Origin of the sequence: Stutzerimonas azotifigens, from assembly GCF_013522725.1 — a bacterium.
Lineage (GTDB): Bacteria > Pseudomonadota > Gammaproteobacteria > Pseudomonadales > Pseudomonadaceae > Stutzerimonas > Stutzerimonas azotifigens_A.
This window is the reverse complement of sequence record NZ_JAAMRF010000009.1, coordinates 130,475-152,835: the sequence shown is the minus strand read 5'-3', so window position 1 is coordinate 152,835 and position 22,361 is coordinate 130,475. Positions and strand designations below refer to the sequence as shown.

The 22,361-nt window shown below is 61.1% G+C and carries 19 protein-coding genes; 10 read left to right on the top strand and 9 right to left on the bottom strand.

Annotated elements, in window-relative coordinates; translation table 11 throughout:
* Positions 1-3: 3 nt before the first annotated feature.
* The 5 genes from G7026_RS17540 to G7026_RS17520 all read right to left on the bottom strand — a co-directional run bounded on the left by G7026_RS17540 (position 4) and on the right by G7026_RS17520 (position 6,862).
* Positions 4-1,191, bottom strand: coding sequence for a polysaccharide pyruvyl transferase family protein (locus G7026_RS17540; RefSeq protein WP_181072202.1), 1,188 nt, complete (start codon positions 1,189-1,191; stop codon positions 4-6).
* 40 nt (positions 1,192-1,231) lie between these two features.
* Positions 1,232-2,311, bottom strand: a complete 1,080-nt coding sequence (locus G7026_RS17535) for a glycoside hydrolase family 5 protein (RefSeq protein ID WP_375138213.1) — start codon at positions 2,309-2,311, stop codon at positions 1,232-1,234.
* A 276-nt stretch (positions 2,312-2,587) separates the two neighbouring features.
* Entirely contained in the window at positions 2,588-4,801 is a 2,214-nt protein-coding gene (locus G7026_RS17530) for a polysaccharide biosynthesis tyrosine autokinase (protein ID WP_181072201.1), read from the bottom strand.
* Between the two features lie 17 nt (positions 4,802-4,818).
* The gene (locus G7026_RS17525) at positions 4,819-5,256 is read right to left on the bottom strand and encodes a low molecular weight protein-tyrosine-phosphatase (RefSeq protein ID WP_181072200.1); all 438 of its coding nucleotides are present in this window, start codon (positions 5,254-5,256) and stop codon (positions 4,819-4,821) included.
* Between the two features lie 172 nt (positions 5,257-5,428).
* Positions 5,429-6,862, bottom strand: coding sequence for an undecaprenyl-phosphate glucose phosphotransferase (locus G7026_RS17520; RefSeq protein ID WP_181072199.1), 1,434 nt, complete (start codon positions 6,860-6,862; stop codon positions 5,429-5,431).
* 353 nt (positions 6,863-7,215) lie between these two features.
* On the opposite strand from G7026_RS17520, the gene yegS reads away from it, so the two are divergent.
* The 3 genes from yegS (at position 7,216) to G7026_RS17505 (ending at position 10,098) form a co-directional block, all read left to right on the top strand.
* Positions 7,216-8,142, top strand: a complete 927-nt coding sequence (yegS, locus tag G7026_RS17515; protein WP_181072198.1) for a lipid kinase YegS — start codon at positions 7,216-7,218, stop codon at positions 8,140-8,142.
* Positions 8,143-8,306: 164 nt separating this feature from the next.
* A complete protein-coding gene (locus G7026_RS17510) occupies positions 8,307-9,239 on the top strand; it encodes a chemotaxis protein CheV (RefSeq protein ID WP_181072197.1) in 933 nt (310 codons plus the stop codon).
* A 55-nt stretch (positions 9,240-9,294) separates the two neighbouring features.
* Entirely contained in the window at positions 9,295-10,098 is an 804-nt protein-coding gene (locus G7026_RS17505; protein ID WP_181072196.1) for an MOSC domain-containing protein, read from the top strand.
* A gap of 42 nt (positions 10,099-10,140) precedes the next feature.
* Here G7026_RS17505 and G7026_RS17500 read toward each other — a convergent pair whose 3' ends face one another.
* Positions 10,141-12,066: a transglycosylase SLT domain-containing protein gene (locus G7026_RS17500; RefSeq protein ID WP_181072195.1), complete on the bottom strand. Its 1,926-nt coding sequence runs from the start codon at positions 12,064-12,066 to the stop codon at positions 10,141-10,143.
* 228 nt (positions 12,067-12,294) lie between these two features.
* Here G7026_RS17500 and G7026_RS17495 point away from each other — a divergent pair, with 228 nt between their 5' ends.
* On the top strand, positions 12,295-14,202 hold the full coding sequence (locus G7026_RS17495; RefSeq protein ID WP_181072194.1) for an ATP-binding cassette domain-containing protein: 1,908 nt from the start codon (positions 12,295-12,297) through the stop codon (positions 14,200-14,202).
* Positions 14,203-14,229: 27 nt separating this feature from the next.
* Positions 14,230-14,922 carry a DUF6901 family protein gene (locus tag G7026_RS17490; RefSeq protein ID WP_181072193.1) on the top strand — a complete coding sequence of 231 codons (693 nt, stop codon included), beginning with the start codon at positions 14,230-14,232 and terminating at the stop codon, positions 14,920-14,922.
* Positions 14,923-14,959: 37 nt separating this feature from the next.
* Here G7026_RS17490 and G7026_RS17485 read toward each other — a convergent pair whose 3' ends face one another.
* Complete coding sequence (locus G7026_RS17485; RefSeq protein ID WP_181072192.1) at positions 14,960-15,400, bottom strand: universal stress protein; 441 nt, start codon at positions 15,398-15,400, stop codon at positions 14,960-14,962.
* Positions 15,401-15,648: 248 nt separating this feature from the next.
* Between G7026_RS17485 and G7026_RS17480 the strand changes: the two genes are divergently transcribed.
* Genes G7026_RS17480 through G7026_RS17470 form a run of 3 tightly spaced genes read left to right on the top strand, consistent with a single transcriptional unit; the run spans position 15,649 to position 17,471 of the window.
* Positions 15,649-16,122, top strand: coding sequence for an MFS transporter (locus G7026_RS17480; protein WP_181072191.1), 474 nt, complete (start codon positions 15,649-15,651; stop codon positions 16,120-16,122).
* Between the two features lie 42 nt (positions 16,123-16,164).
* Positions 16,165-16,947: a class II glutamine amidotransferase gene (locus tag G7026_RS17475; RefSeq protein WP_181072190.1), complete on the top strand. Its 783-nt coding sequence runs from the start codon at positions 16,165-16,167 to the stop codon at positions 16,945-16,947.
* Positions 16,941-17,471 carry a DUF2937 family protein gene (locus G7026_RS17470; protein ID WP_181072189.1) on the top strand — a complete coding sequence of 177 codons (531 nt, stop codon included), beginning with the start codon at positions 16,941-16,943 and terminating at the stop codon, positions 17,469-17,471. Before G7026_RS17475 ends, G7026_RS17470 begins: the two co-directional genes overlap by 7 nt.
* A gap of 91 nt (positions 17,472-17,562) precedes the next feature.
* Here G7026_RS17470 and G7026_RS17465 read toward each other — a convergent pair whose 3' ends face one another.
* Positions 17,563-17,892 (bottom strand): YnfA family protein, encoded by a 330-nt coding sequence (locus G7026_RS17465; protein WP_181072188.1) that lies wholly within the window; start codon positions 17,890-17,892, stop codon positions 17,563-17,565.
* Between the two features lie 205 nt (positions 17,893-18,097).
* Here G7026_RS17465 and G7026_RS17460 point away from each other — a divergent pair, with 205 nt between their 5' ends.
* On the top strand, positions 18,098-19,633 hold the full coding sequence (locus tag G7026_RS17460; protein ID WP_181072187.1) for a catalase: 1,536 nt from the start codon (positions 18,098-18,100) through the stop codon (positions 19,631-19,633).
* A gap of 168 nt (positions 19,634-19,801) precedes the next feature.
* Positions 19,802-21,052, top strand: coding sequence for a serine/threonine transporter SstT (gene sstT / locus G7026_RS17455; RefSeq protein WP_181072186.1), 1,251 nt, complete (start codon positions 19,802-19,804; stop codon positions 21,050-21,052).
* Between the two features lie 91 nt (positions 21,053-21,143).
* Here the strand turns inward: sstT and fabB are convergent, their stop codons facing one another.
* Positions 21,144-22,361, bottom strand: coding sequence for a beta-ketoacyl-ACP synthase I (gene fabB, locus G7026_RS17450; RefSeq protein ID WP_181072185.1), 1,218 nt, complete (start codon positions 22,359-22,361; stop codon positions 21,144-21,146).

The window sequence follows — 22,361 nt, the reverse complement described above, 5'->3', positions numbered from 1 at the left end:
GCGTCATTCCTGATAAGCGGGCTGTCCCTGGATGAGCGAAGTCATGATGTCTTCCAGAGCTGCGCCATAGGCTGCGAGCTTGCGCTTGATGATCTCTGCGCCAGCGGCGACCTCCTGGCGCAACTGCTCACGGTTCTCGAGGCTATCGAGAACCTTTTGCAGAGCGCTGTCGGTGGACTCGGTCTTGAGATCGACGACGCGGTGGTAGTCCAGCGACTCGTACAGGCCGGAAAACTTTCGGCTGTAGGCGAGCGGCACCACGGGAATACCCGCCGAGAATGCACCGATGGTCGCGTGCATCCGCGCGCCTATGAAAAAGTCCAGGCCACTGATATAGGACTTCGCCTCGATCGGACCCTTGAAGCGGGGGGCGAGCTTGAGCTGCGGATAGCGCTCGCGAAGCGCTTCTGACACGGTGTAGTCGTCTTCTTCGGGGAAGCCGAGGGGGATCACATGTGGCACCAAATGGACTTCATGGCCCTGGGCAATCAGCGCCTCGATCAGTCGCGAGGTGAGTTCCTCGTAGTTGGCGCGCAGCCCGAACTGGTTCGAACTCCCCTCGTAGCCGCCATGGTGCAGCAGCGCCGAGACGCTGATGCCAACCGCCAGCCGATCAGGTGAACGATGCTCGCTGCTGCGGGTGAAGGGCAGGGCGAAAGCAACGTCGATGACCTCGTCGCGGTTCTCGATGTCCAGGCGGTTCAGGACGCTGAACGACTGATGGTCGCGGGCGAACACCATCGACGACTTTTTCATCACGTATGCTGACGCCTTCGCTGCGATATCGGACTTGAACGGCCCGATAGTCTGTGGCGACAGGATCAGTGGAACGTGCCCGGTCAGCGCCATGCCTTTGCTCAGAAGCAGCTTGATTAGGCGCTTGTTGCCATAAATGTCGGAGAAGCTGTCGCCTTCACCGATGTCGAAGACTGCGTCGCAGGACCGGATCGCGTTGAGCAGCGTCAGTGGGCTCTTGAGCAGCGTTTTCTCGTTGAACTCGATGAATTCATATTTGAAGCGCTCGGTCGATGGCGGATAGTTGCTTGGACCGGACGAGCCAATGATAAGGAATTCCGGCGTAATCCCTTTTTTGCGCGCGGCTTCGTCGATCAGCAACATGTTCGAGATGCTCAACGCACCTACGCCGAGGTTGCCGGAAGAGAACGAATGCCATAGCAAGCCGAATTTCATGTGGGAATAACTCCGTTAATGTCTTTCTTGAACCGTCGCGTCAATCAGGGAAAGGTCCAATCTCGGTGCAACTGTTAGCGAGGTGTTTTTGCATGATCTTCATTTGAGGGCGGTCCTGGCCGTCGCGCGGCTCAAGTGAAAGTTTGTAAGTGCCCCAGCCAGGTCCTGCGGACCAGTAAGCGCTGGGTACGCAATTGTCGTTGAGGTAGGCGAGCAGGTTATCCATGGCGACTTTCATTTCTTCGTTGTCGTCTGGAATCCCGTATTCCCCAAGGAACCCTCTGAGGTTGTGCGTCTTCAGCCATTCGATGAAGGGTCGAGCACGCTCGACGCCCAGCATCGGATCGATGTCCTTGCTGTTTTCCGGCTCGTACTTGCCGGAGAAATCAGAGTCGAGATAAAGGTGCGCCGAATAGATGAGATTGTCCGCTGGATCCTCGATCAGAAGATCGGCGTTGTAATGCGGCCAGTGGAAGGCACTTGCCCAGCGGTCGCCTTCAATGATGATCGGTGTCTTCCGGTCGACTTCACGAATGGCGTACACGGCTGCCTGGGCGGCACCTGGCCAGAGACCCTGGGTGCTATGCGGCTCGTTCATGATGTCGTAGCCGTACAGCGCAGGATGGTCCTTGAACGTTTCAGCCAGTTTGCGCCAGATGTTGGCGTAGGCCTCGTAGGGAACGGCCGGGCTACCGATCAGCTGGTCCTTGTAGCGACCATAGTTGTGCATATCCAGAATGATCTTCTGGCCATGGGCCGCAGCGTAGTCCAGGGTTCGTCTCAACAGACGGATCTGGTCGAAGTTCAGCCCTTTATCCAGATCGTGCTGAACGCGCTCCCAGATAAAGGGGAAGCGGATCAGCCGGATATTCTTCGAGCTGTAGTACGCGAAATAGCTTTTGTCGGGATAGAAGTAGTTGGTCCCCAACTTACCGGGAAGAATGTGCGGGGCGAAAAGCGCCGCCGACATATTGGTCCCTACAAGGTCGAGACCTGAATTCACCGTTGCGCGCTGCGCCGGCTTCTGGTCTGCCATAGCCAGTGAGCCTGCCAGGGCAGCGGCAATGCCAAGCAGCCATCGCCGTTTGCCAGCTACCTGCTTATACGTTTTCTTTTCCATATGGATGTGCACCTTCGTCGGCAAAGAGGAAGAGGCCGAGGGCCTGCGTGGCTCGGGGAGTTCTTCTTGATGCGAGAGGCTTATTGTCGCGTTGCAAGAAGCCTCGTAAGGCTCGTTATGCCGCGACCTAGAGCGGTAACGACGCGTTATGGACAACATCGCGTGCGTCTAAATTCCCTTTTGTTTGTGTCGCTGGGCAAAGCGACTCGTTGCGCTGGTAACCGGTTCACATCTCGGCCTCTCCGATGCGCGAACGCATCGGAGAGCGGATGACCGTTACTTGGTGGTCTGATAGTCGTACTGGTAGTAACCGTACTCGCCATAGGTGGAAGCCTTGCGCTCCACGGCGTTGAAGATCACACCTTTGACCAGCAGGCCGTTCTGCTCGAGCCGGCGCTTGGCCGCTTCGATTTCCTTGACGCCATTGAGGCCGTAGCGGGTAACCATCAGGGTGGTACCAGCCTGGCTGCCCACCAGGGCCGCGTCGGTTACCGCGAGAATCGGCGGGGTATCGAAGATCACCAGGTCGTACATGGTGCTCACTTCCCGCACGAAGCGTGCAAAGTTCTCGTGCATCAGCAGTTCGGACGGATTGGGCGGCAGTTGACCGTGGCTGATCACGTGCAGGTTGTTCAGCTGGGTCTTCTGGATCGCATCGAACAGCGTGATACGGCCCGACAGGATGTCCGACAGGCCCTTGTCAGGCTGGCAGCGCATGACCTTGTGCATGTAGCCCTTGCGCATGTCGGCATCGACCAGCAGCACCTTCTTGCCGGACTGGGCGATGACCGCCGCCAGGTTGGTGGTGACGAACGATTTGCCGACGGCAGGGCTTGGGCCGGTGATCATCAGGACGTTGTTCTTCGCCTCGATCATGGCGAAGTGCAGGCTGGTACGCAGGCTGCGCATCGCTTCGGTGGCCAGGTCCGCCGGATCTGTGACGGAGAGCAGGTAGGACGCGTTGCTCTTGTCGCGCTTGAAGTTGGCCAGGCGCTTCTCGATCGCACCCTGCTTCTCGCTGAACGGGATGGCCGCATAGACCGGAGTACCCGTGCGCTCGATTTCTTCGGGGTTTTCCACGCCGCGCTTTAGCGCTTCACGGACGTATACGAATAGCACGGCCAGGATGCCACCCAGGATGGTGGCGACGATCACCACCAGCGGCTTGTTCGGCTTGACCGGGTTTTCGATGTCGGCCGCCGCATGGTCGATGATGCGAACGTTACCCACGGTGCCGGCGCGGATGATGTCCAGTTCCTGGGTCTTGTTCAGCAGCATCGAGTAGGTTTCGGACGTTACTTCCACGTCGCGATTAAGGCGCAGCAGCTCCTGTTGAGTAGACGGCAGGGTGCCGATCTGCTTTTCCAGGTTTTCCTTCTGTCCTTCGAGCTGAGCGATCTGATTCATCAGCGACTGGAAGTTCGGGTGCTGACGCGTGAAGCGGCGCTCCATCTCCGTGCGCTTGAGGTTCTGTTCGGAGATCTGCTTTTCCAGGTCGACGATGCGGTCGAGTACCGATTGGGTTTCGGCCGTGATGTCCACCGAGCGGTTACCGGTCTGGAACTTGTTCAGTGCAGTCTGCGCTTCGTTCAACTGAGCACGGATCTGGGGGATCTGCTCGTTCAAAAATTCGAGGCTCTGAGTCGCTTCGGCCGCGTTGCGTGCCACGTTCTGGCCGACGTAGCGATTGGCGACTTCTTCGAGGACCAGAACGGCTTTTTCCGGATCCGGATCTTCCAGCGAGACGCCGATGATGCCCGACTGCTTACCGCGCTCGCCCGCGCTCAGACGCTGCTGATAGCTTTCGGTGGTGTTGTAGGTGCGGTTCTTGATGACCGAGAAGGTGGTGCCCGGGCGAGCCAGCAATTCCGCGACGGTGATGCGGTACTCGCCGTTTTCGATAGACTCGCCGACGGTGCCCTGGACGACCACTTCGTTGTCGATATCACGCAGGATGAAGCCGTTGTTTTCAGCTGCCTCGAGAGTCAGCTCTTCGCCGTGCATCTTGTCCGGAACCAGCAGTTCGGTGATACGCAGCTTCTCGCCACCCCAGGCAAAGGAATCGAACCCTGCCGGGTACCAGCCCAGCTCACCTTCTTCGGAAGGTTCGAAGCGGCGCGCCATGAAGCCGCCGATAAGCGGGAAGTGATGCGGCTCGGTGACGATGTCGAGGTTGAGCGCCTCGACTGCGGAGCCGACGACGGTACGCGACTTGAGCAGAGAGATTTCGGTTTCTGCAGGGGAGACCGGTGGATTGACCTTCACGACGTCGGTCAGGCTCGGCAGGCCGTTTTTCGGCTCGATCTGAATCAGCGCGGTGGCCAGATACACCGGTGTCGACAATAACGCGTAAGCGATGCCCAGCGCGGCAAAGAAACCGGTAATCCCAAGAATCAGGCCACGGTTGTTGAGGAAAGTGTCAAAGAGGTGGGCAAGATCAATGTCCTTCTCCTCTTTGTTTTCATAAATAGGGCGAGGCATGGTAGTCATCGAAGTTCCTTCTTCTACTATTTAAGGTAAGGAAGCCAGCTTTCGACGGACTGGGTCAAAAGGCTGTAGACATGTTCAAAGGCGGGTTTGGATTGGCGATAGGGATCGGGTATTTCCAGATCCTGTTGCCATTTCCCAATAAGGAAAGTCTTGCCATGCACCTCGGGCGCTATCTGGCGAATGTGCTGGATATGACTGTTTTCCATTGCAAGGATCAGATCGGCCTGGTGAAGCATGTCGCTTTCCACCTGGCGCGCACGATGCGCCGAGTGTTCCAGTCCGTTGTCCTGCAATACTTCATGGGCGGTCTTGTCCATAGGGTTCCCTACTAGTGCGCCTATGCCTGCCGAATGAATCGTCAGGCCTTTTCCCTGGAGTCTGTGACCGAGCAACGTTTCGGCCATCGGACTTCTGCAGATATTCCCGACACAAACGATCAAGATGTTATTGAACATACTCAGCTCCGCACCGAATCGAGGGGCAGGTTGAGGTGTCTGCGTCATGGATCGTCAATGAGATAATCACGAGATTCATTTAGTTCCTTATCCGTCCTTCGGAGTACGTAGGCGACTCCGGTTCACACCGATTGCACCGTCGCGCAGTGCTCGGTAGCGACATAGAGAAAGGTCAGTACACGTCCTTGTTGAAGAGCAGCGCCGGGACGGTCAAGAACAGGATCTTCAGGTCGAACCACACCGACCAGCGCTCGATGTAATCCAGGTCGAATTCGACGCGCTTTTCGATCTTTTCCAGCGTGTCGGTTTCACCGCGATAGCCATTGATCTGCGCCCAGCCGGTGATACCGGGTTTGACGCGATGGCGTGCCGAGTATTCGGCCACGGCGTCTTCGAACAGCACGCCGGCAGCCTTGGTGGCGGTGGCGTGGGGACGAGGGCCTACCATCGACATGCTGCCCAGGAACACGTTGAGCAGTTGTGGCAGTTCGTCGAGGCTGGTCTTGCGGATGAAGCGGCCCACACGGGTGATGCGATCATCGCCGCGGGTGGTCTGGCGCTCGGCGTTGGCATCGCTCTTGGCGTGGTACATCGAGCGGAACTTGAACACTTCGATCAGGCGGTTGTTGTAGCCGTAGCGCTTTTGGCGGAACAGCACCGGGCCGGGCGAGTCGAGCTTGATGGCAGCGGCGATGATCAGCATCACTGGGGCTGCGAACAGCAGCGCGATGCCGGAAAGAATGATGTCTTCCAGGCGCTTGAACAGCGGCGACCAGCCGCGCAATGGCAGATCGGATGCCATCAGCGTTGGCAGGCCTGCCACTTCGGTGATGCGTTTGTTGGCGTGGCGGAAGGCAACCATGTCCGGTACCAGCAACACGTTGACCGGCAACTTGCGCAGTTCGTTGATCACCTGGCCGATTCGGCTGTCGGCGAACCAGGGCAGGGCGACCAGTACCTGGGAGACCTTCTCTTCGCGAATCATCCGCTCCAGGTCACGGGTGTTGCCCAGCAGCGGGAGGTCAGCGAGGGTGCTCGGCAAGCGCTCGAGGCGATCGTCGATGAAGCCGAGGACTCCGGTGCGGATGTCCTGGTTGTGCTGCAGGTATTCGGCCACGCGGATGCCGTTGTCGGTACCACCGAGAATCACCGCGTTCTGCAGGAACATTCCGCGAGCCATCAGACGGCGGAACAGAGCGAGCATCATCAGGCGCTCGGCACCGAACAGGACCGTGCTGGCGATGAACCAGAACGCGAGGTGCGCCGGCTCGAGGTAGCTGAACATGCCCATGCCCTGGTGCATGAAGATCAGCAGGCTGAACGCCGCTGCCCAGGCGAGCAGCATGACGCGAAAGCGCAGCAGCGTACTGAAGACTTCTTCGCTGTAGATGCCAAGGCTCTGAAAGATCACCACGCTGATGATGGCGAAGAAAAACAGAAAGGCGCTGAACACGCCGCCAGCTGTAATCGTGTCCGGGAAGTAAGCCAGCAGCAGAAGTCCGGGCAGGATGGCAGTGAGGCCGTGAATCAGCCGGACGCTGGCCAGGAAATAATCGACGAAACTCGGATGTGCGTATTCAAGGGTTCCCACAGACTGCAAGCGCATAAAGGCTCCTTCCCCAGCTAACTAGCTAGCTCAATACTCAATTTGAAACGCGGCGGTGCGCGGGTCTGGTGGCCGTGTGCCAGAAGCGACCATCATTCGGACCTCTGCTCCGACCGTCCGCTCTGAAATGAGTTCATTCGTTCGGACGCGCTGAAAAGAAATTCCCGAGCTACGCCACAGCTGCCGAAAACCTTGTTTTAACAGCGCTTTTTCGGTGCGCTCCAACAGGCTGTTCGGCACCGTTGAGGTGCCAGTTGTCCGAACGTCGCTCCGCGAAATACTGGTCCGAGGGCTTGACAACTTAACCGCCTGGCTCGGGTCTGATCGACGTACGGGTTAACGAAGGAGCGGTAATGAGCGAGCCCAAGGCTTTATTGGTGCTGCATGGCAAGCAGGCCCTCAACGACGATGTACGCCTTGCGGTGGAAGAGCGGCGCAAGTTGGGTTGGGACCTTGCCGTGCGGGTGACCTGGGAGGCTGGAGACAGTCAGCGCATCGTGCGCGAGGCCCTCGCGGCCGGATACCGCACGATCATCGCGGGAGGGGGGGACGGCACCCTGCGGGATGTGGCCGAAGCGTTGGTCCTGGAGCAGGCCGAGGCGAGCCTGGCGATACTGCCACTCGGTACCGCCAACGATTTCTCCAGAGCCGCCGGAATCTCCCTGCAACCCGATGAGGCGCTGGCCCTGCTCGACGAGTCGCCGGTCCCGATGGATGTGGGCGAGGTCAATGGTCAGATCTTCCTTAATATGGCTACCGGCGGTTTCGGCTCCAGGGTGACCGCCAATACCTCCGAAGACTTGAAGAAAGTGCTCGGTGGTGGTGCGTACCTCCTCACGGGTCTCACACGCTTCGCCGAAGTCAGTTCGGCCTGGGGCCATTTCCGCGGTCCCGACTTCGAGTGGGAGGGCGATTTTCTCGCTCTCGGCATCGGCAATGGGCGGCAGGCGGGCGGGGGGCAACTGCTGTGTCCACATGCGCAGATCGACGACGGCCTGCTGGATGTCTGCATCGTGCCCGCGCCAGCCGACGCGGTGGCCACCTTGGGTACCCTGCTCAGTGGCGGGCTGCGCGGGCTCGAGTCGGTTTCGATCAGCGCCCGCATGGCCTGGATCGAGCTGGATGCGCCTGAAGCCATCGACATCAACCTGGATGGCGAGCCGACGGCGGCGAAGGAGCTGCGGATTTCGCTGCGCGAGCGCGCGTTGCGTGTGCACCTGCCGCCGCGCTGCCCATTGCTCATGGCCCATCCAGATCCGGTCACGCCGATAGACAGCTGAATGCCTATCGGCGGTGCCCTATAGCGGGGCACCACATGCGCCCGGCGAACGGCGATGATGGCATTGTGCTAGGTTAGGTTCCGTTAAATCCTGTCGATAACGGGTTCAAGAGCGGCCCCCGGCCGCCGATATTCCGTTATCCCGATATCATTTAGGAGCCTGAAATGGCCGGTATTCTCGATTCGGTCGATCAACGCACGCAGCTGGTGGGCGAGAATCGACTGGAAATCCTCATGTTCCGCCTATCGGGACGTCAGCAGTTCGCGATCAACGTGTTCAAGGTCCAAGAAGTGGTGCAGCTGCCCAAGCTGACCCTGATGCCGCACCGCCATCGTTATGTCTGCGGTGTGATCAACCTGCGCGGGCAGACCCTGCCGGTGATCGATCTGTCCCAGGCGATCGGCCTGCGGCCGCTGATTCCCGATGAGCGCAGCACCATCATCGTCACCGAGTACAACCGCTCCGTGCAGGCGTTCCTGGTGGGCGGTGTCGATCGAATCCTCAACCTGAACTGGGAATCGATCCTGCCGCCGCCGGGCAGCGCCGGTCGTCAGCACTACCTGACTGCGATCACCAAGGTGGAAGAGCAGCTGGTCGAGATCATCGACGTTGAAAAGGTGCTGGCCGAGATCGTGCCCTACAACACCAAGATATCCTCCGAGCACCTTGACGATCCGGTGCTCAAGCGCGCCTATGGCCGTGAGGTGCTGCTGGTTGACGACTCCTCGGTGGCGTTGGCGCAGCTGCGCGAGACGCTCACCCAGCTTGGCCTGAAGATGCATACCGCCAGCGATGGCCTGAAGGGCCTGAAGCTGCTCAAGAGCTGGGCCGATGAGGGCGAGGTGCTGACCGACAAGCTGTTGATGGTCTTCACCGACGCCGAGATGCCGGAGATGGACGGTTACCGCCTGACCACCGAGATTCGCAACGATCCACGCCTGCGCGATCTTTACGTGGTGCTGCATACTTCGCTGTCGGGCAGCTTCAACCAGGCCATGGTGCAGAAGGTTGGTTGCAATGACTTCCTGTCCAAGTTCCAGCCTGAAAGACTCGTCGAAGTGATCCGCGAGCGCTTGCTGCTCGATCAGGCAAGCTGACCGGTTCCTGAGGTATGCTGCTGCGCTTTCGTTCCGAACAAACGAGGCGCAGTCCGTGCACCTTTCCTCCCTGTATCGCTTCCCTCTGAAATCCACCGCTGCCGAGCCGCTGCAGCGCGCTGGCATCGAGCGTATCGGGTTGGCCGGCGACCGTCGCTGGATGGTGGTCGATGCTGCCAGTGGCGCCTTCTTCACTCAGCGACTATTGCCTAGCATGGCGCTGCTCACCGCCCGTTGGGTCGGAGAAACGGCGTTGCGTCTGCAGGCGAACGGGATGCCGGACCTGTTGGTCGAGGTGCCAGCTGCCACGGCCGATTTACGCGGGGTGCGTATCTGGCGTGAAAGCGCGCTGATGCCCGATGCAGGCGACGACGCAGCGCAATGGCTGAGCTTATTGCTAGGTCGCCCGTGCCGTCTGGTTTACCTGCCGAGCGAACGGGCTATGCAGGTCGATACCGGATATGCACGGGTGGGCGAGCGCACCGCCTTCACCGATGGCTTTCCGTTTCTGCTGATAGGCCAGGCATCGCTGGACGACCTTTCAGAAAAAGTCGGCCGACCGCTGCCGATGACACGGTTTCGCCCAAATCTGGTAGTCAGCGGGGCCGCCCCTTATGCGGAAGACCAGTGGCGACGGATTCGAATCGGCACCGTAGAGTTTCGTGTCGTAAAACCCTGCTCGCGCTGCATCATCACGACCATCGACCCACTCCTAGGCGTACGCGGCGAAGACCGCGAGCCGCTCGCGACCTTGCAGTCCTATCGCAAGGGCGAGGGTGGGGTGTTCTTCGGGCAGAATCTGATCGCCGAAGGCGAGGGCGAGCTGGTCGTGGGCATGCCGGTAGAAGTTCTCGACTGAGCGTGCCCGCGCGCCGGAAGCGAGGCCGACGCGGGACTGGGCTCAGCGCGCGTCGAAGTAACGCTCGTGCCACTCCACCAAGGGCTGGGGAGCGTTGAGTTTCTGCCCGTAGATCACCGCGTACGACAGCACGTTGTGCACGTATTGGCGGGTTTCGTCGAATGGGATGCTCTCGGCCCATACATCGAACGACAGGTGCTCGGCACCGCGTAACCACTGCCTGACACGCCCTGGGCCGGCATTGTAGGCAGCCGAGGCAAGCACCCGGTTGCCGTTGAATTGCCCGTAGACCTGGCTCAGGTAAGCGGCGCCGAGCTGGATGTTGGTGTCCGGGTTCAACACCTGCTGTGCTGAGGCCAGCGGAATGTCGAAGCGGCGGGCGGTTTCCTTGGCCGTTGTCGGCATCAATTGCATCAGGCCGGTGGCGCCAGCGCCGGAGCGGGCATCGGCCATGAACGCGCTTTCCTGCCGGGTGATGGCGAACACCCAGCTGGGGTGCAGCTCGCGCTTCTTCGCTTCGCGTACCAGTGTCCCTTGGTGTGCCATCGGAAAGCGGACGTCCAGGTCATCCCAGTATTGCGCCTGGCTGATGGTTCGAATGGCGGGGAAATACCACTCCATGTCATAAGCCAGTCGGGCTTGGGCCACCATCTCGTCACGGTTGAAATGCCGGCTCACGTGGTACCACTCGCGCCGCCCATCGACGATCTGGCCGCGGGCATGGAACTCCAGCGCCCGGCGAATGCCCGGAGTGTTGCGCACCTTCTCCGTCACCGATTTGCTCAGCGCGAGGGGCTGGTGGTTGAGCTTGTAGGGCGCCTGGATCCGGTCAGCCGCGAGAAAGCCATAAAAGTCGCGTTCCTTGGCCACTGGCTGATAAAGCTGGGCGATTTGTGGGCTTTTGGGCTGGGCAAGCTCCAGGCTACGCGCTTTCCAGTAACGCCAGCGATTGGTCTCGGCCAGCTCCTGCGGGAAACGCTGGATCAATGCATAGGCCTCATCCCAGCGCCCCAGGCGCAATAGCAGACGGGCGTGCCACTCGCTCACGGTGTTGTCGCGCAGCTCCGGATCATAGCTGGCCATCACCTGCAGGCCCCTGGGGTCGAACCGTCGTGCGAAGGTCAGGCCGATCTGGCGGGCGATCGCGACCCTTTCGTCGCTCGAGAACTTCATCCGGGCCGCATAGCTTTCCAGCATGCCCATCGCCTTTTCAGGATCTTGCCGGGCCAGCCGGCGCAGGCCGATGCCGACCACGTCACCCATGACTTCGCTGGTTGGGGCGAACCGGTTGGCCTGGCTGAGCATCTGCGGCTTCTGAGCCACCTCGATCATCAGCTGTGCCTGAGATTGCAAGGTCGGCAGGCGCTTGGACAGAAAGGTTGCCAGGCTGTAGTTGCCGGCCTCGACGGCCAGCTGGGTGCGCTTCCAGATGCGCTCTTCGGTCAGCTGGCCCTCAGCGGCCCAGCGATCGAACAGGCGGTCGCAGGCGTCTGGCTGGGATTTGCCGACCAGCCACAGCCGCTCGGCGGTGGCGAATCCTTCGTTGAGCTGACCGTGGCTGAGCTGGTACTGCCCATGGAGGCAGTCGAGTTCGGTGAAATTGAGCTTGGGATCGTAATACTTGACGAACGGCTGCCAGTCTCCGCGCTGGGCCAGCAGGCGCAGCCAGCGCAGTTTCATCCAGCTGGCCTGGGGCAGGTCGCCATGCTCGGTAAGGAAACGGTCGACTTCGCTGTTGCTCGCCGTCTTCAATCGTGCGGTGAGATCGTCATAGGCCAGATAAGGCGTCAGCGGGTAATCCTTCAAAACGCTGGCGTACCGGGTGTACGGCCCTCGATCGCCTTTGGCGAGCGCGTTCTTGGCTTCATCGTAGTACTGGCGCTGTTGGCTGAGTGTGGCGGCATGCGAGGTGAGGGAGGCGGCAGAAAGGAACAGGCAAACAACGAAACTGGAAAGTCGACCGCGCATGATACTTCCGAAGGACGGGGACATTAGGGGGTTGGCGGTAGCTTAACGTGCTCACCGAGGCAGCGGAATGAGGGGAAAACTCCCGACACCATTGAGAGCGATACTTCCGACGAGCGTAGCAGGAACGAGGAGCGTGACCGGTCTTTACCGCCTGGCGAAAGCCTCGCGCACCGCCGTTGGGACGGCCTCCTTCTGTTAGAATGCGCGCCCTGTTTCCGGGAGGTACCCATGACTCTGCTCAAGTTCACCGATGTGTCACTCGCCTATGGCACCACCCCATTGCTGGATCAGGTGTCCTGGCAGATCGCCCGGGGCGAGCGGGTATGCATCATCGGGCGCAACGGTACGGGGAAGTCCAGCCTGCTGCGTCTGGTCAAGGGTGATCAGGCCGCCGACGACGGTGAGATCTGGAAGGCGCCGGGGCTGAAGATCGGTGAACTGCCCCAGGAATTGCCTCGTGCCGACGAGCGCACCGTATTCGACGTCGTCGCCGAGGGCCTGGCCGGTGTGGGCGAGCTGCTCGCCGAGTACCACCACTTGAGCCAGAACATCAAGGACGAGGCCGATCTCGACAAGCTCATGCACGTGCAGCAGGCCCTGGAGGCCAAGGATGGCTGGCGGCTGCAGCAGTTGGTGGACAGCACGCTGAGCCGCCTGCAGCTGCCTGCCGAAAAGACCCTGGCCGAACTTTCGGGTGGCTGGCGTCGGCGGGTGCTGCTGGCGCAGGCGCTTGTGTCCGAACCGGATCTGCTGCTGCTGGACGAGCCGACCAACCACCTGGACATCGGTGCGATCGCCTGGCTGGAAGAGGCGTTGATGGGGTTCAACGGCGCGGTGCTGTTCATCACCCACGACCGCGCCTTCCTGCAGAACCTGGCGACACGCATTCTGGAGCTCGACCGTGGCCATTTGATCGACTGGGCGGGCGACTACGCCAGTTTTCTGGTTCACAAGGAGCAACAACTCGCAGCGGAGGAAACGGCCAGCGCGCTGTTCGACAAGAAGCTCGCCCAGGAAGAGGTCTGGATTCGCCAGGGCATCAAGGCCCGGCGTACCCGCAACGAGGGGCGTGTCCGCGCCTTGAAGGCGATGCGCGCCGAGCGTAGCGAGCGACGCGAGCGCCAAGGCAAGGCCAGCTTCCAGATCGAAACCGCCGAGAAGTCGGGCAAGCAGGTGATCGTCGCGGAGCACGTCGACTTCGCCCATGCCAATGGTGAGCCGCTGATCCGAGACTTTTCCATCGTCCTGCAGCGTGCCGACCGTATCGGTCTGCTGGGTGCAAACGGCACCGGCAAGACGACGCTGCTCAAGCTGCTGCTCGGTGACCTCCAACCCACCGCGGGCACCATCGAAGCCGGCACCAAGCTCGAAGTGGCATATTTTGACCAGTTGCGTCACCAGCTCGAGCCTGAGAAGACGGTCATCGACAACATGGCCGAAGGCCGTGAGTTCATCACCATCGATGGGCAGAACCGCCACGTATTGAGCTATCTGGGCGACTTCCTGTTCAGCCCTCAGCGTGCCCGGACCCCAGTCAAGGCGCTGTCCGGAGGCGAGCGGGCACGTCTCTTGCTCGCCAAGCTGTTCAGCAAGCCCGCCAACCTGCTTGTGCTGGACGAGCCGACCAACGACCTGGACGTCGAAACGCTCGAATTGCTCGAGGAAGTGCTCCTGGGATTCCAGGGCACGGTGCTGATGGTCAGCCACGACCGTGCCTTTCTGGATAACGTGGTCACCAGCACGCTGGTTTTCGAAGGTGAGGGCCAGGTCCGTGAATATGTAGGGGGTTACCAGGACTGGCTGCGCCAGGGTGGGTCACCGCGACTGCTGGGTGTGGGGGAACAGAAGGAGAACAAGTCCGGACCCGCCAAGCCGGCCACCGAAGCACCGGCAATGGCCGGGCCCGAGCCTGCTGCGCGCAAGAAGCTCAGCTACAAACTGCAGCGCGAGCTCGAGGCGTTGCCGGGACTCATCGATGCGGCGGAGCGGAACATACAGGCGCTGCAGGCGCAGATGTCCGCCCCCGCGTTTTATCAACAATCCGCCGACCAGACCAGCGAGGTGCTGTCCCGTCTGGAAGGCCAGCAAGAGGAACTCGATCGCCTGCTGGAACGTTGGGCCGAACTCGAAGAGTGAACGCCACGACCAGGTGATCGGCACGAGATGGCTATCGACTATCGCATCACCCTGGACGATCAACACGAGTTTCATTACCGGATACAGCTCGAGCGCGGCTATGACGAGCGCGCCACGGCCGAAGCGCCCCGTTGGACGCGCCTCGAGCATCAGCAGTGCAGCAACTGCCCATTGTCGAGAGATCAGTTCAGCCACTGCCCTGCGGCGCTGGACCTGCAACGGGTGATCGAGGATTTCCGTGGCCTTGCGGCGGTACATAAAGCGCAGGTGTGGATCCGTACCCGCGAGCGTGAATACAGCAAGCTGGTCGGCCTGGACGAAGGCCTGCGCTCGCTGCTGGGCTTGATCATGGCGACCAGCGCCTGTCCTGTACTGGCAAGACTCAAGCCCATGGCCCAGCAGCATCTGCCGTTCGCCAGCAATCAGGAGTTCGTGCTGCGTTCGATTTCGCTCTATCTGGCGCGGCAGTACTTCAACATGCGCGAAGGTCGCCACGTCGATTGGGAGCTGAGGGGGCTGGTGCGTTTGTTCCAGCAGCTGCAGCTGGTCAATCAGGCGTTCTGGCAGCGCATTCACGAGACCTGCAGCGCCGACGCCAATCTGAAGGCCTTCCTGGCTTTCTTTTCGATGGCTACGAGCCTGACCTATTCGCTGGAAACCCAGTTGCAGAAGATCAGGCCGTTGGTGATGAGCGCCGGCGAAGAGCTCGACAGCGACTAGGAGGGAGCTGGCACCTGCGCACCAGGCGCCAGCGAAGTCATTCGGCGCGATTGAGGCGCACGGCCAGTACGTCGCAAGGCGCTCCGTGCAGAATGTCATTGGCAGTGGAGCCGAGTAGCAGCGCCAACCCGTGGCGACCGTGGCTACCCACGACGACCAGGTCGCAACCCTGTTCCTTGACCAGGCGGTGGATTTCCTGACGCGGCTGGCCGTAGGCCAGGAAACGCTGCTCCGGACTCAGGCTCGGGTAATGGCTGGCGAAGCCGTCGAGCCGTTCGCGGGCCTGGTCGAACTGTTGCTGCTGCAACATCGACAAGTCCATCGGGACGTCACCGCCGAACGCCATGGCCATTGGCTCGATCACGTGCACGAGCGCAAGCCGGGCGCCGCTGGCGGTCGCGAGGTCCTGTGCCCGAGCGACGACCGGATGGCATTCGTCGTTCAAATCGGTTGCGACCAGAAGATACTTGTAAGTCATGATGGCGCTCCTCCTGAGATGACAGTTGTATTCAGTATGGCATTGCGGCGGTCATTTTAGGTGCCCGGCTTGTGAATCCTTTCTGTCCTGGTATTTCCTACGGGCCTCGTCACGGGCGGTTTTTGGCAAGCTCGCGCAGGTCGTGCGACAGGCCTGTTATCATCGCGCTTCGAATGGCCTGCAGGCTGGCGCGAAGCGCGATCCGGTCCCGCCGATCATCGCTCCGCTTCGGTAGTTGAGAGTCCTACATGCTGATTGCACAAAACGAATACCTCCTGGCCTGGGCCCTTTATGGGGTCGGCGCCCTGGGACTTCTTCTGGTCTGGTTCCGCATGACCCGCCCGCTATGGCGCTGGCTGCGTGAGCCGCTGCGGCTGGTGGTGGCAGTCTTGCTGTTCACGCCTACGATCGTGGAGCCCACTCGTGAACTGTTCGCGCCAGCGATCGCCATCACGGCGCTGGATGTGTTGTTCAAGATCGGCAACAACGCCTGGCGTGCCGTCGCAGACCTCGCACTCTACGGCCTGATCGCTTTCGGTCTCTACCTGGCCCTGGTCGCTCTCCGTTGGCCGCTCGAGCGCTGGCTGAGGCAGCGTCGCGGCGAAGAGGACGAGGGGCAGGGCGACTCGCGTACCCTGCGCGAACGCATGGAGGACGGTGAGTTGGATGACGACAGGAGAAGGCCGATCGGCCGCTCCGCGCGCACGGAACCGCGTCTATAGTCGCCGGGCAGCAAGACTCTGGTCGAACAGCGGAGGCAAGGCATGTGTGAATTGCTCGGCATGAGCGCTAACGTCCCCACTGATATCGTGTTCAGCTTTACCGGTCTGATGCAGCGCGGTGGCAAGACCGGCCCGCACAAAGACGGTTGGGGCATCGCCTTCTATGAGGGGCGGGGGCTGCGCCTGTTTCAAGACCCGGTGGCGAGCTGCGAGTCGGAAGTCGCGAAGATGGTGCAGCACTATCTGATAAAGAGCGAAGTGGTCATCGGCCACATCCGGCAGGCCAATGTCGGCAAGGTCTGCCTGGTCAACACGCACCCCTTCGTTCGCGAACTCTGGGGCCAGCACTGGTGTTTCGCGCACAATGGCCAGCTTGCCGATTTCCAGCCCGCTCGCGGTTTCTATCGCCCGGTGGGCGAAACGGACAGCGAGGCGGCCTTCTGCGACATGCTCAATCGCATCCGCAAGGAGTATCCCGAGCCGGTCGATGTCCAGGCGTTGTTGGAAACGCTGATTGGGGCCTGCTCCGAATACCGTAGCCGAGGCGTGTTCAATTGCCTGCTGAGCAATGGCGAGTGGTTGTTCAGCTTCTGCAGCACCAAGCTGGCGGAAATCACTCGACGCTCGCCCTTCGGTCCTGCTCAACTGCGTGATGCGGAGCTGACCGTGGATTTTCACGCCGAGACCACCCCCAACGACGTGGTCACCGTCCTGGCCACCGAGCCTTTGACTGACAACGAATGCTGGACCCTTCACGAGCCCGGCGACTGGACGCTATGGCGGGGTGGCGAGTGTGTCGCCCGCGGGCAGGTCCCGGCATGCTGAGAAGCTACCTGCGGCTGATGCTGTTCGGTCTCGGGCTGCTGGTCGGTGTACAGGTGCCGGGTTTCATGGCCGATTACGGCAAGCGCGTCGAGGCTCACCGAATCGAGGCGACCCTCAGTCTCGAAGGGTTTCAGGACACGGCGCGGCGCTTTTTCGGAGGCGACCTGAGCGCCCTTGTCGCGCATTACGCCGACAGTGAGGATCCGGTTTTCCGCAGTGATGCGCGCAGCCTGAACGCACTGCTGCAGCGCAAGGCGATGCTGGATCACGAATGGCAGGCGATGCAGTCGCCCTGGTACGCCAGGGCCTGGCACCTGCTCACCGGTGCCGATCGGGCACTGCTCAATGAAACCTACACCGGGTACCGCTATCAGGTGCTGCTCGCACCGGATGCCATCGCCTGGGCACTTTGTTGCGGCCTGCTGCTGGCTTGGCTTACGGAGCTGTTGGTGATGCTGTTCGCCGCCGCCTTTGCGCCTCGTGCCCGCGGCGTCCGGCGGCAACGGAGCCGTTCAGCGCAGTGAGCGCAACCTGGTGATTGCCAGCACTTCGAGGGGCAGGCGCGGTCCGCCCGTAATACCCCATTGCGGGCGCTGCTTTCGCTGCAGGGAATGATCAGCCGGAGCGCGGCGCAAACATGATGATCAGCATTCCTGCCAACGCCACCAGGCTGCCCAGCACATCCCAAGCGCTGGGTCGAATGCCATCGACCAGCCAGAGCCAAAGCAGCGCCGTGCCAACGTAAACCCCACCATAAGCTGCGTAGACGCGTCCCGCGCCCTCGGTCGGATGCAGGGTGAGCAGCCAGGCGAAGAGTGCCAAGGCCACGGCGGCTGGCAACAGCAGCCAGGCGCTCTTGCCCTGCTTGAGCCAAAGATAGGGCAGGTAGCAGCCCACTATCTCGGCGATGGCAGTGATGCCGAACAGTGCGAATGTCTTAATCATCGAGCGGTAAGTCCAGGTCCTTCGTGCGCCGCCATGGCGCGTGAGTGGCAATGCCAAGCCTAGGCGTTTCGGTTGTGGCTTTGCAGCTGTCTTTTTTCAATTACGGGGCAGGAAAGCAGCGTTCGTCGGAGAAAGAGAACCCTTGCGGCAGGGGGATTTCAGAATCCATAGCAAGCGGATTCATAGATCAGCCTGGAGTTCTGTCATGACCGAAGACATCAAATCCCTCACCAACCGACAGGGGCATCCTGTCCACAACAACCAGAGCCTGCGTAGTGTCGGTGAACGTGGTCCCGCCACGCTGGAAAACTACCAGTTCCTGGAAAAGATCACCCACTTCGACCGCGAACGTATTCCCGAGCGTGTCGTGCATGCGCGGGGCACCGCTGCCCATGGATATTTCGAAGCCTACGGCAAGATCGGCAGCGAGCCTGCAACCACTTACACGCGGGCCAAGGTGCTCACCGAGGCGGGCAGCAAGACGCCGGTCTTTCTGCGTTTCTCAACCGTCATCGGTGCCAAGGAATCCCCGGAAACTGCGCGCGATCCGCGCGGTTTCGCGATCAAGTTCTATACGGTCGAAGGCAACTGGGATCTGGTGGGCAACAACCTGAAGATCTTCTTCATCCGCGATGCGATCAAATTTCCCGACATGATCCATGCCTTCAAACCCGACCCGCTCAGCAACCGTCAGGAGCCCTGGCGCTTCTACGATTTCGTTCAGCATCATCCCGAGTCGCTGCACATGGTGACCTGGGTGAAGAGCCCCTGGGGTATTCCGGCCAATTACCGGCACATGGAAGGCTCCAGCGTGAATACCTACAAGCTGGTCAATGCCGAGGGTGAGGCGGTGCTCTGTAAGTTCTCGTTCGAACCCAAGCTTGGGGTCAAGAACCTGACCAGCGAGCAGGCGGCCGAGATTCAGAAGCACGACGTCGGCCATGCTACCCGTGACCTGTACGATTCGATCGAGCGCGGCGAGTACCCGGAGTGGGAAATGTGCGTCCAGATCATGGCCGACGGCGAGCACCCTGAACTCGACTTCGATCCGCTCGATGACACCAAGCGCTGGCCAGAGGATAAGTTTCCGCTGCTGCCGGTGGGGCGTCTGGTGCTCGACCGTAACCCGTCGAACTTCTTCGCCGAGACGGAACAGGCCGCCTTCGGTACCGGCGTGCTGGTGGATGGCATCGACTTCTCCGATGACAAGATGCTGCAGGGCCGCACGCTGTCCTATTCCGATACGCAGCGCTATCGCGTCGGCCCCAACTACCTTCAGCTGCCGATCAACGCACCAAAGCGCCCGACGGCCACCAACCAGCGTGACGGGCAGATGGCTTTTCATGTAGACGCCGGCGGTGAAAATCCCCACGTGAACTACGAGCCCAGCTCCCAGGGCGGGCTGAAGGAATCGCCCTATCCCGGCACGGAACATACCCCTTGGGTCGAAGGCAATCTCGGGCGCTACCAGACGGTCAAGACAGCAGCCGACTACACCCAGGCGGGCGAGCGCTATCGAACCTTCGAGGACTGGGAGCGCGACGATCTGATCGCCAACCTGGTAGCTGACATGAAGGAGTGTCCGGAAAATATCCAGTTGCGCATGGTCTGGCATTTCTGGCACTGCGACGAAGATTATGGTCGTCGGGTCGCCGAGGGTGCCGGCATCGATCTGGAGAAGGCCATTATGTTGCCGCCGCTGGAAGGCAAGCCCGCTCCGGGGCAGGACCGGACCGCCTGACGGCCTCGTCTTTCTTCGAAATGCCCCGCTTCGCGGGGCGTTTTGGTTGGGTCGCATCATTTCGGCGCGCCCGCAGGCTGGGCTTTGGGGCGTTGGCAGCGTAGTATCCGCCGTTTTTTGGCAGGGCAGGTGGGGCCTGTCCGCCAGTCACCAGAGGGATGCACGCCAATGTCTGAAGCGACAAACCCCATACTTCGCGCCATTATCCGAACCAGCCTGGTGGGTCAGATCCTTATCGGTCTGGTTGCCGGCTGTCTGTTGGCGCTGATTGCGCCGGGCCTGGCGGCGTCAGCCAGTCTGGTCGGCGATCTCTTCGTCGCGGCATTGAAAGCGGTGGCGCCCATTCTGGTGTTCGTGCTGGTCATGTCATCGTTGGCCAACCACAAGCGCGGCCAGCCGACCCATATCAAGCCGATCATGCTGCTCTATGCGCTGGGCACGCTGAGCGCTGCGATCGTTGCGGTGCTGGCGAGCTTCGCCTTCCCATCGAGCCTGGTGCTTGTCAGCCAGGCCACCGATGTGGTGCCGCCAGAAGGCATCTCGGCCGTGTTGCGCACGCTGCTCTTCAGCGTCGCCGATAACCCCGTGTCGGCACTGCTCAATGCCAATTTCATCGGCATCCTGGCCTGGGCGATCGGGCTCGGCTTCGCCTTCCGCCACGCCAGTGAAAGCAGCCGCGCGCTGATCGGCGACCTGTCGTCCGGCGTGTCACTGATCGTGAGGGTGGTGATCCGTTTCGCGCCGCTGGGGGTGTTCGGCCTGGTCGCCGGGGCCTTGGCCGAATCCGGCTTCGACGCGCTGCTGGGTTACCTGCATCTATTGGCCGTGCTGGTTGGTTGCATGCTGTTCGTCGCACTGGTGATGAACCCGCTGATCGTCTTCTGGAAAATCCGTCGCAACCCGTACCCGCTGGTGTTGACCTGTCTGCGCGAAAGCGGTCTGACGGCGTTCTTCACGCGCAGCTCGGCGGCCAACATTCCGGTGAACCTGCAGCTCTGCCAACGCCTCGGTCTGCATGAGGACACCTATTCGGTCTCCATTCCGCTGGGCGCGACCATCAACATGGCGGGCGCGGCGATCACCATCACCGTGCTGACCCTGGCGGCAGTACACACGCTCGGTGTGGCGGTCGACATTCCGTCTGCGTTGTTGTTGAGCCTGGTAGCTGCGGTCTGCGCTTGCGGCGCCTCGGGCGTGGCCGGCGGCTCGCTGCTGCTGATTCCGTTGGCGTGCAGCCTGTTCGGCATTTCCAATGAGCTGGCGATGCAGGTGGTGGCGGTCGGTTTCATCATCGGCATCGTTCAGGATTCGGCCGAGACGGCGCTCAATTCGTCGACCGACGTGCTGTTCACCGCAGCCTCCTGCATTGCCCACGGCGATTACGATCCGCTGCCGCAAGGCGAGGCTGATCGCGTATAAGAAGGAGCAGGCATGGGCCATGGCCCATGGTGTTCAACGTAGAAACAGAAACGGCGCCCTAGGGCGCCGTTTTTGCTTGCACGTCAGTTGCTCAGCCGTTCCAGCGCTTGAGTACCAGCGTGGCGTTGGTGCCACCGAAACCGAAGCTGTTGCTCATGACGGTATCGATCTTGGCGTCTTCGCGGGTTTCGCGAACGATCGGCAGGTCGGCGACCTCGGCGTCCAGCTCGTCGATGTTGGCCGAGCCGGCGATGAAGTTGCCTTGCATCATCAGCATGCAGTAGATCGCTTCGTGTACGCCGGCAGCGCCAAGGGAGTGGCCGGACAGGCTCTTGGTGGAGCTGATGGCCGGGATCTTGTCGCCGAACATGTTACGTACGGCCTTGGCTTCGGCCACGTCGCCCACCGGCGTGGAAGTACCGTGGGTGTTTAGGTAGTCGATCGGACCCTCGACGGTGGCCATCGCCTGCTGCATGCAGCGCAGCGCGCCTTCGCCGCTCGGGGCGACCATGTCGTAGCCGTCGGAGGTCGCGCCGTAGCCGACGATTTCTGCGTAGATCTTGGCGCCGCGCTTGAGCGCATGTTCCAGTTCCTCGACCACCACCATGCCGCCGCCGCCGGCGATGACGAAGCCGTCACGCTTGGCGTCATAGGCCCGCGAGGCTTTTTCCGGCGTAGCGTTGTACTGGCTGGAGAGGGCACCCATGGCGTCGAAGAGGCAGCTCTGGCTCCAGTGTTCTTCTTCACCGCCACCGGCGAAGACCACGTCCTGCTTGCCCATCTGGATCTGCTCCATCGCATGGCCGATGCAGTGCGCACTGGTGGCGCAGGCCGAGGCGATGGAATAGTTGATGCCCTTGATGCGGAACGGCGTGGCCAGACAGGCCGACACGGTGCTGCTCATGGTGCGCGGTACGCGATATGGGCCGATGCGCTTGACGCCCTTGTCGCGCAGGATGTCGATGGCTTCCATCTGGTTGATGGTCGACGCTCCGCCGGAGCCTGCGATCAGGCCGAAGCGCGGATCGGAGATTTCGTCGGCGTTGAAGCCGGAATCCTTAACGGCTTGCTCCATGGCCAGGTAGGCATACGCCGCCGCATCGCCCATGAAGCGCAGGACCTTGCGGTCGATGAGCTCTTCGAGGTTGAGGTTTACCGAGCCCGATACCTGGCTGCGCAGGCCCATGTCGGCGTATTCCTGGTTGAAGCGAATACCGGGGCGGCTGGCGCGCAGGTTGGCGGAGACGGTGTCTTTATCATTGCCCAGGCAGGAAACGATGCCCAGACCGGTGATCACGACGCGGCGCAT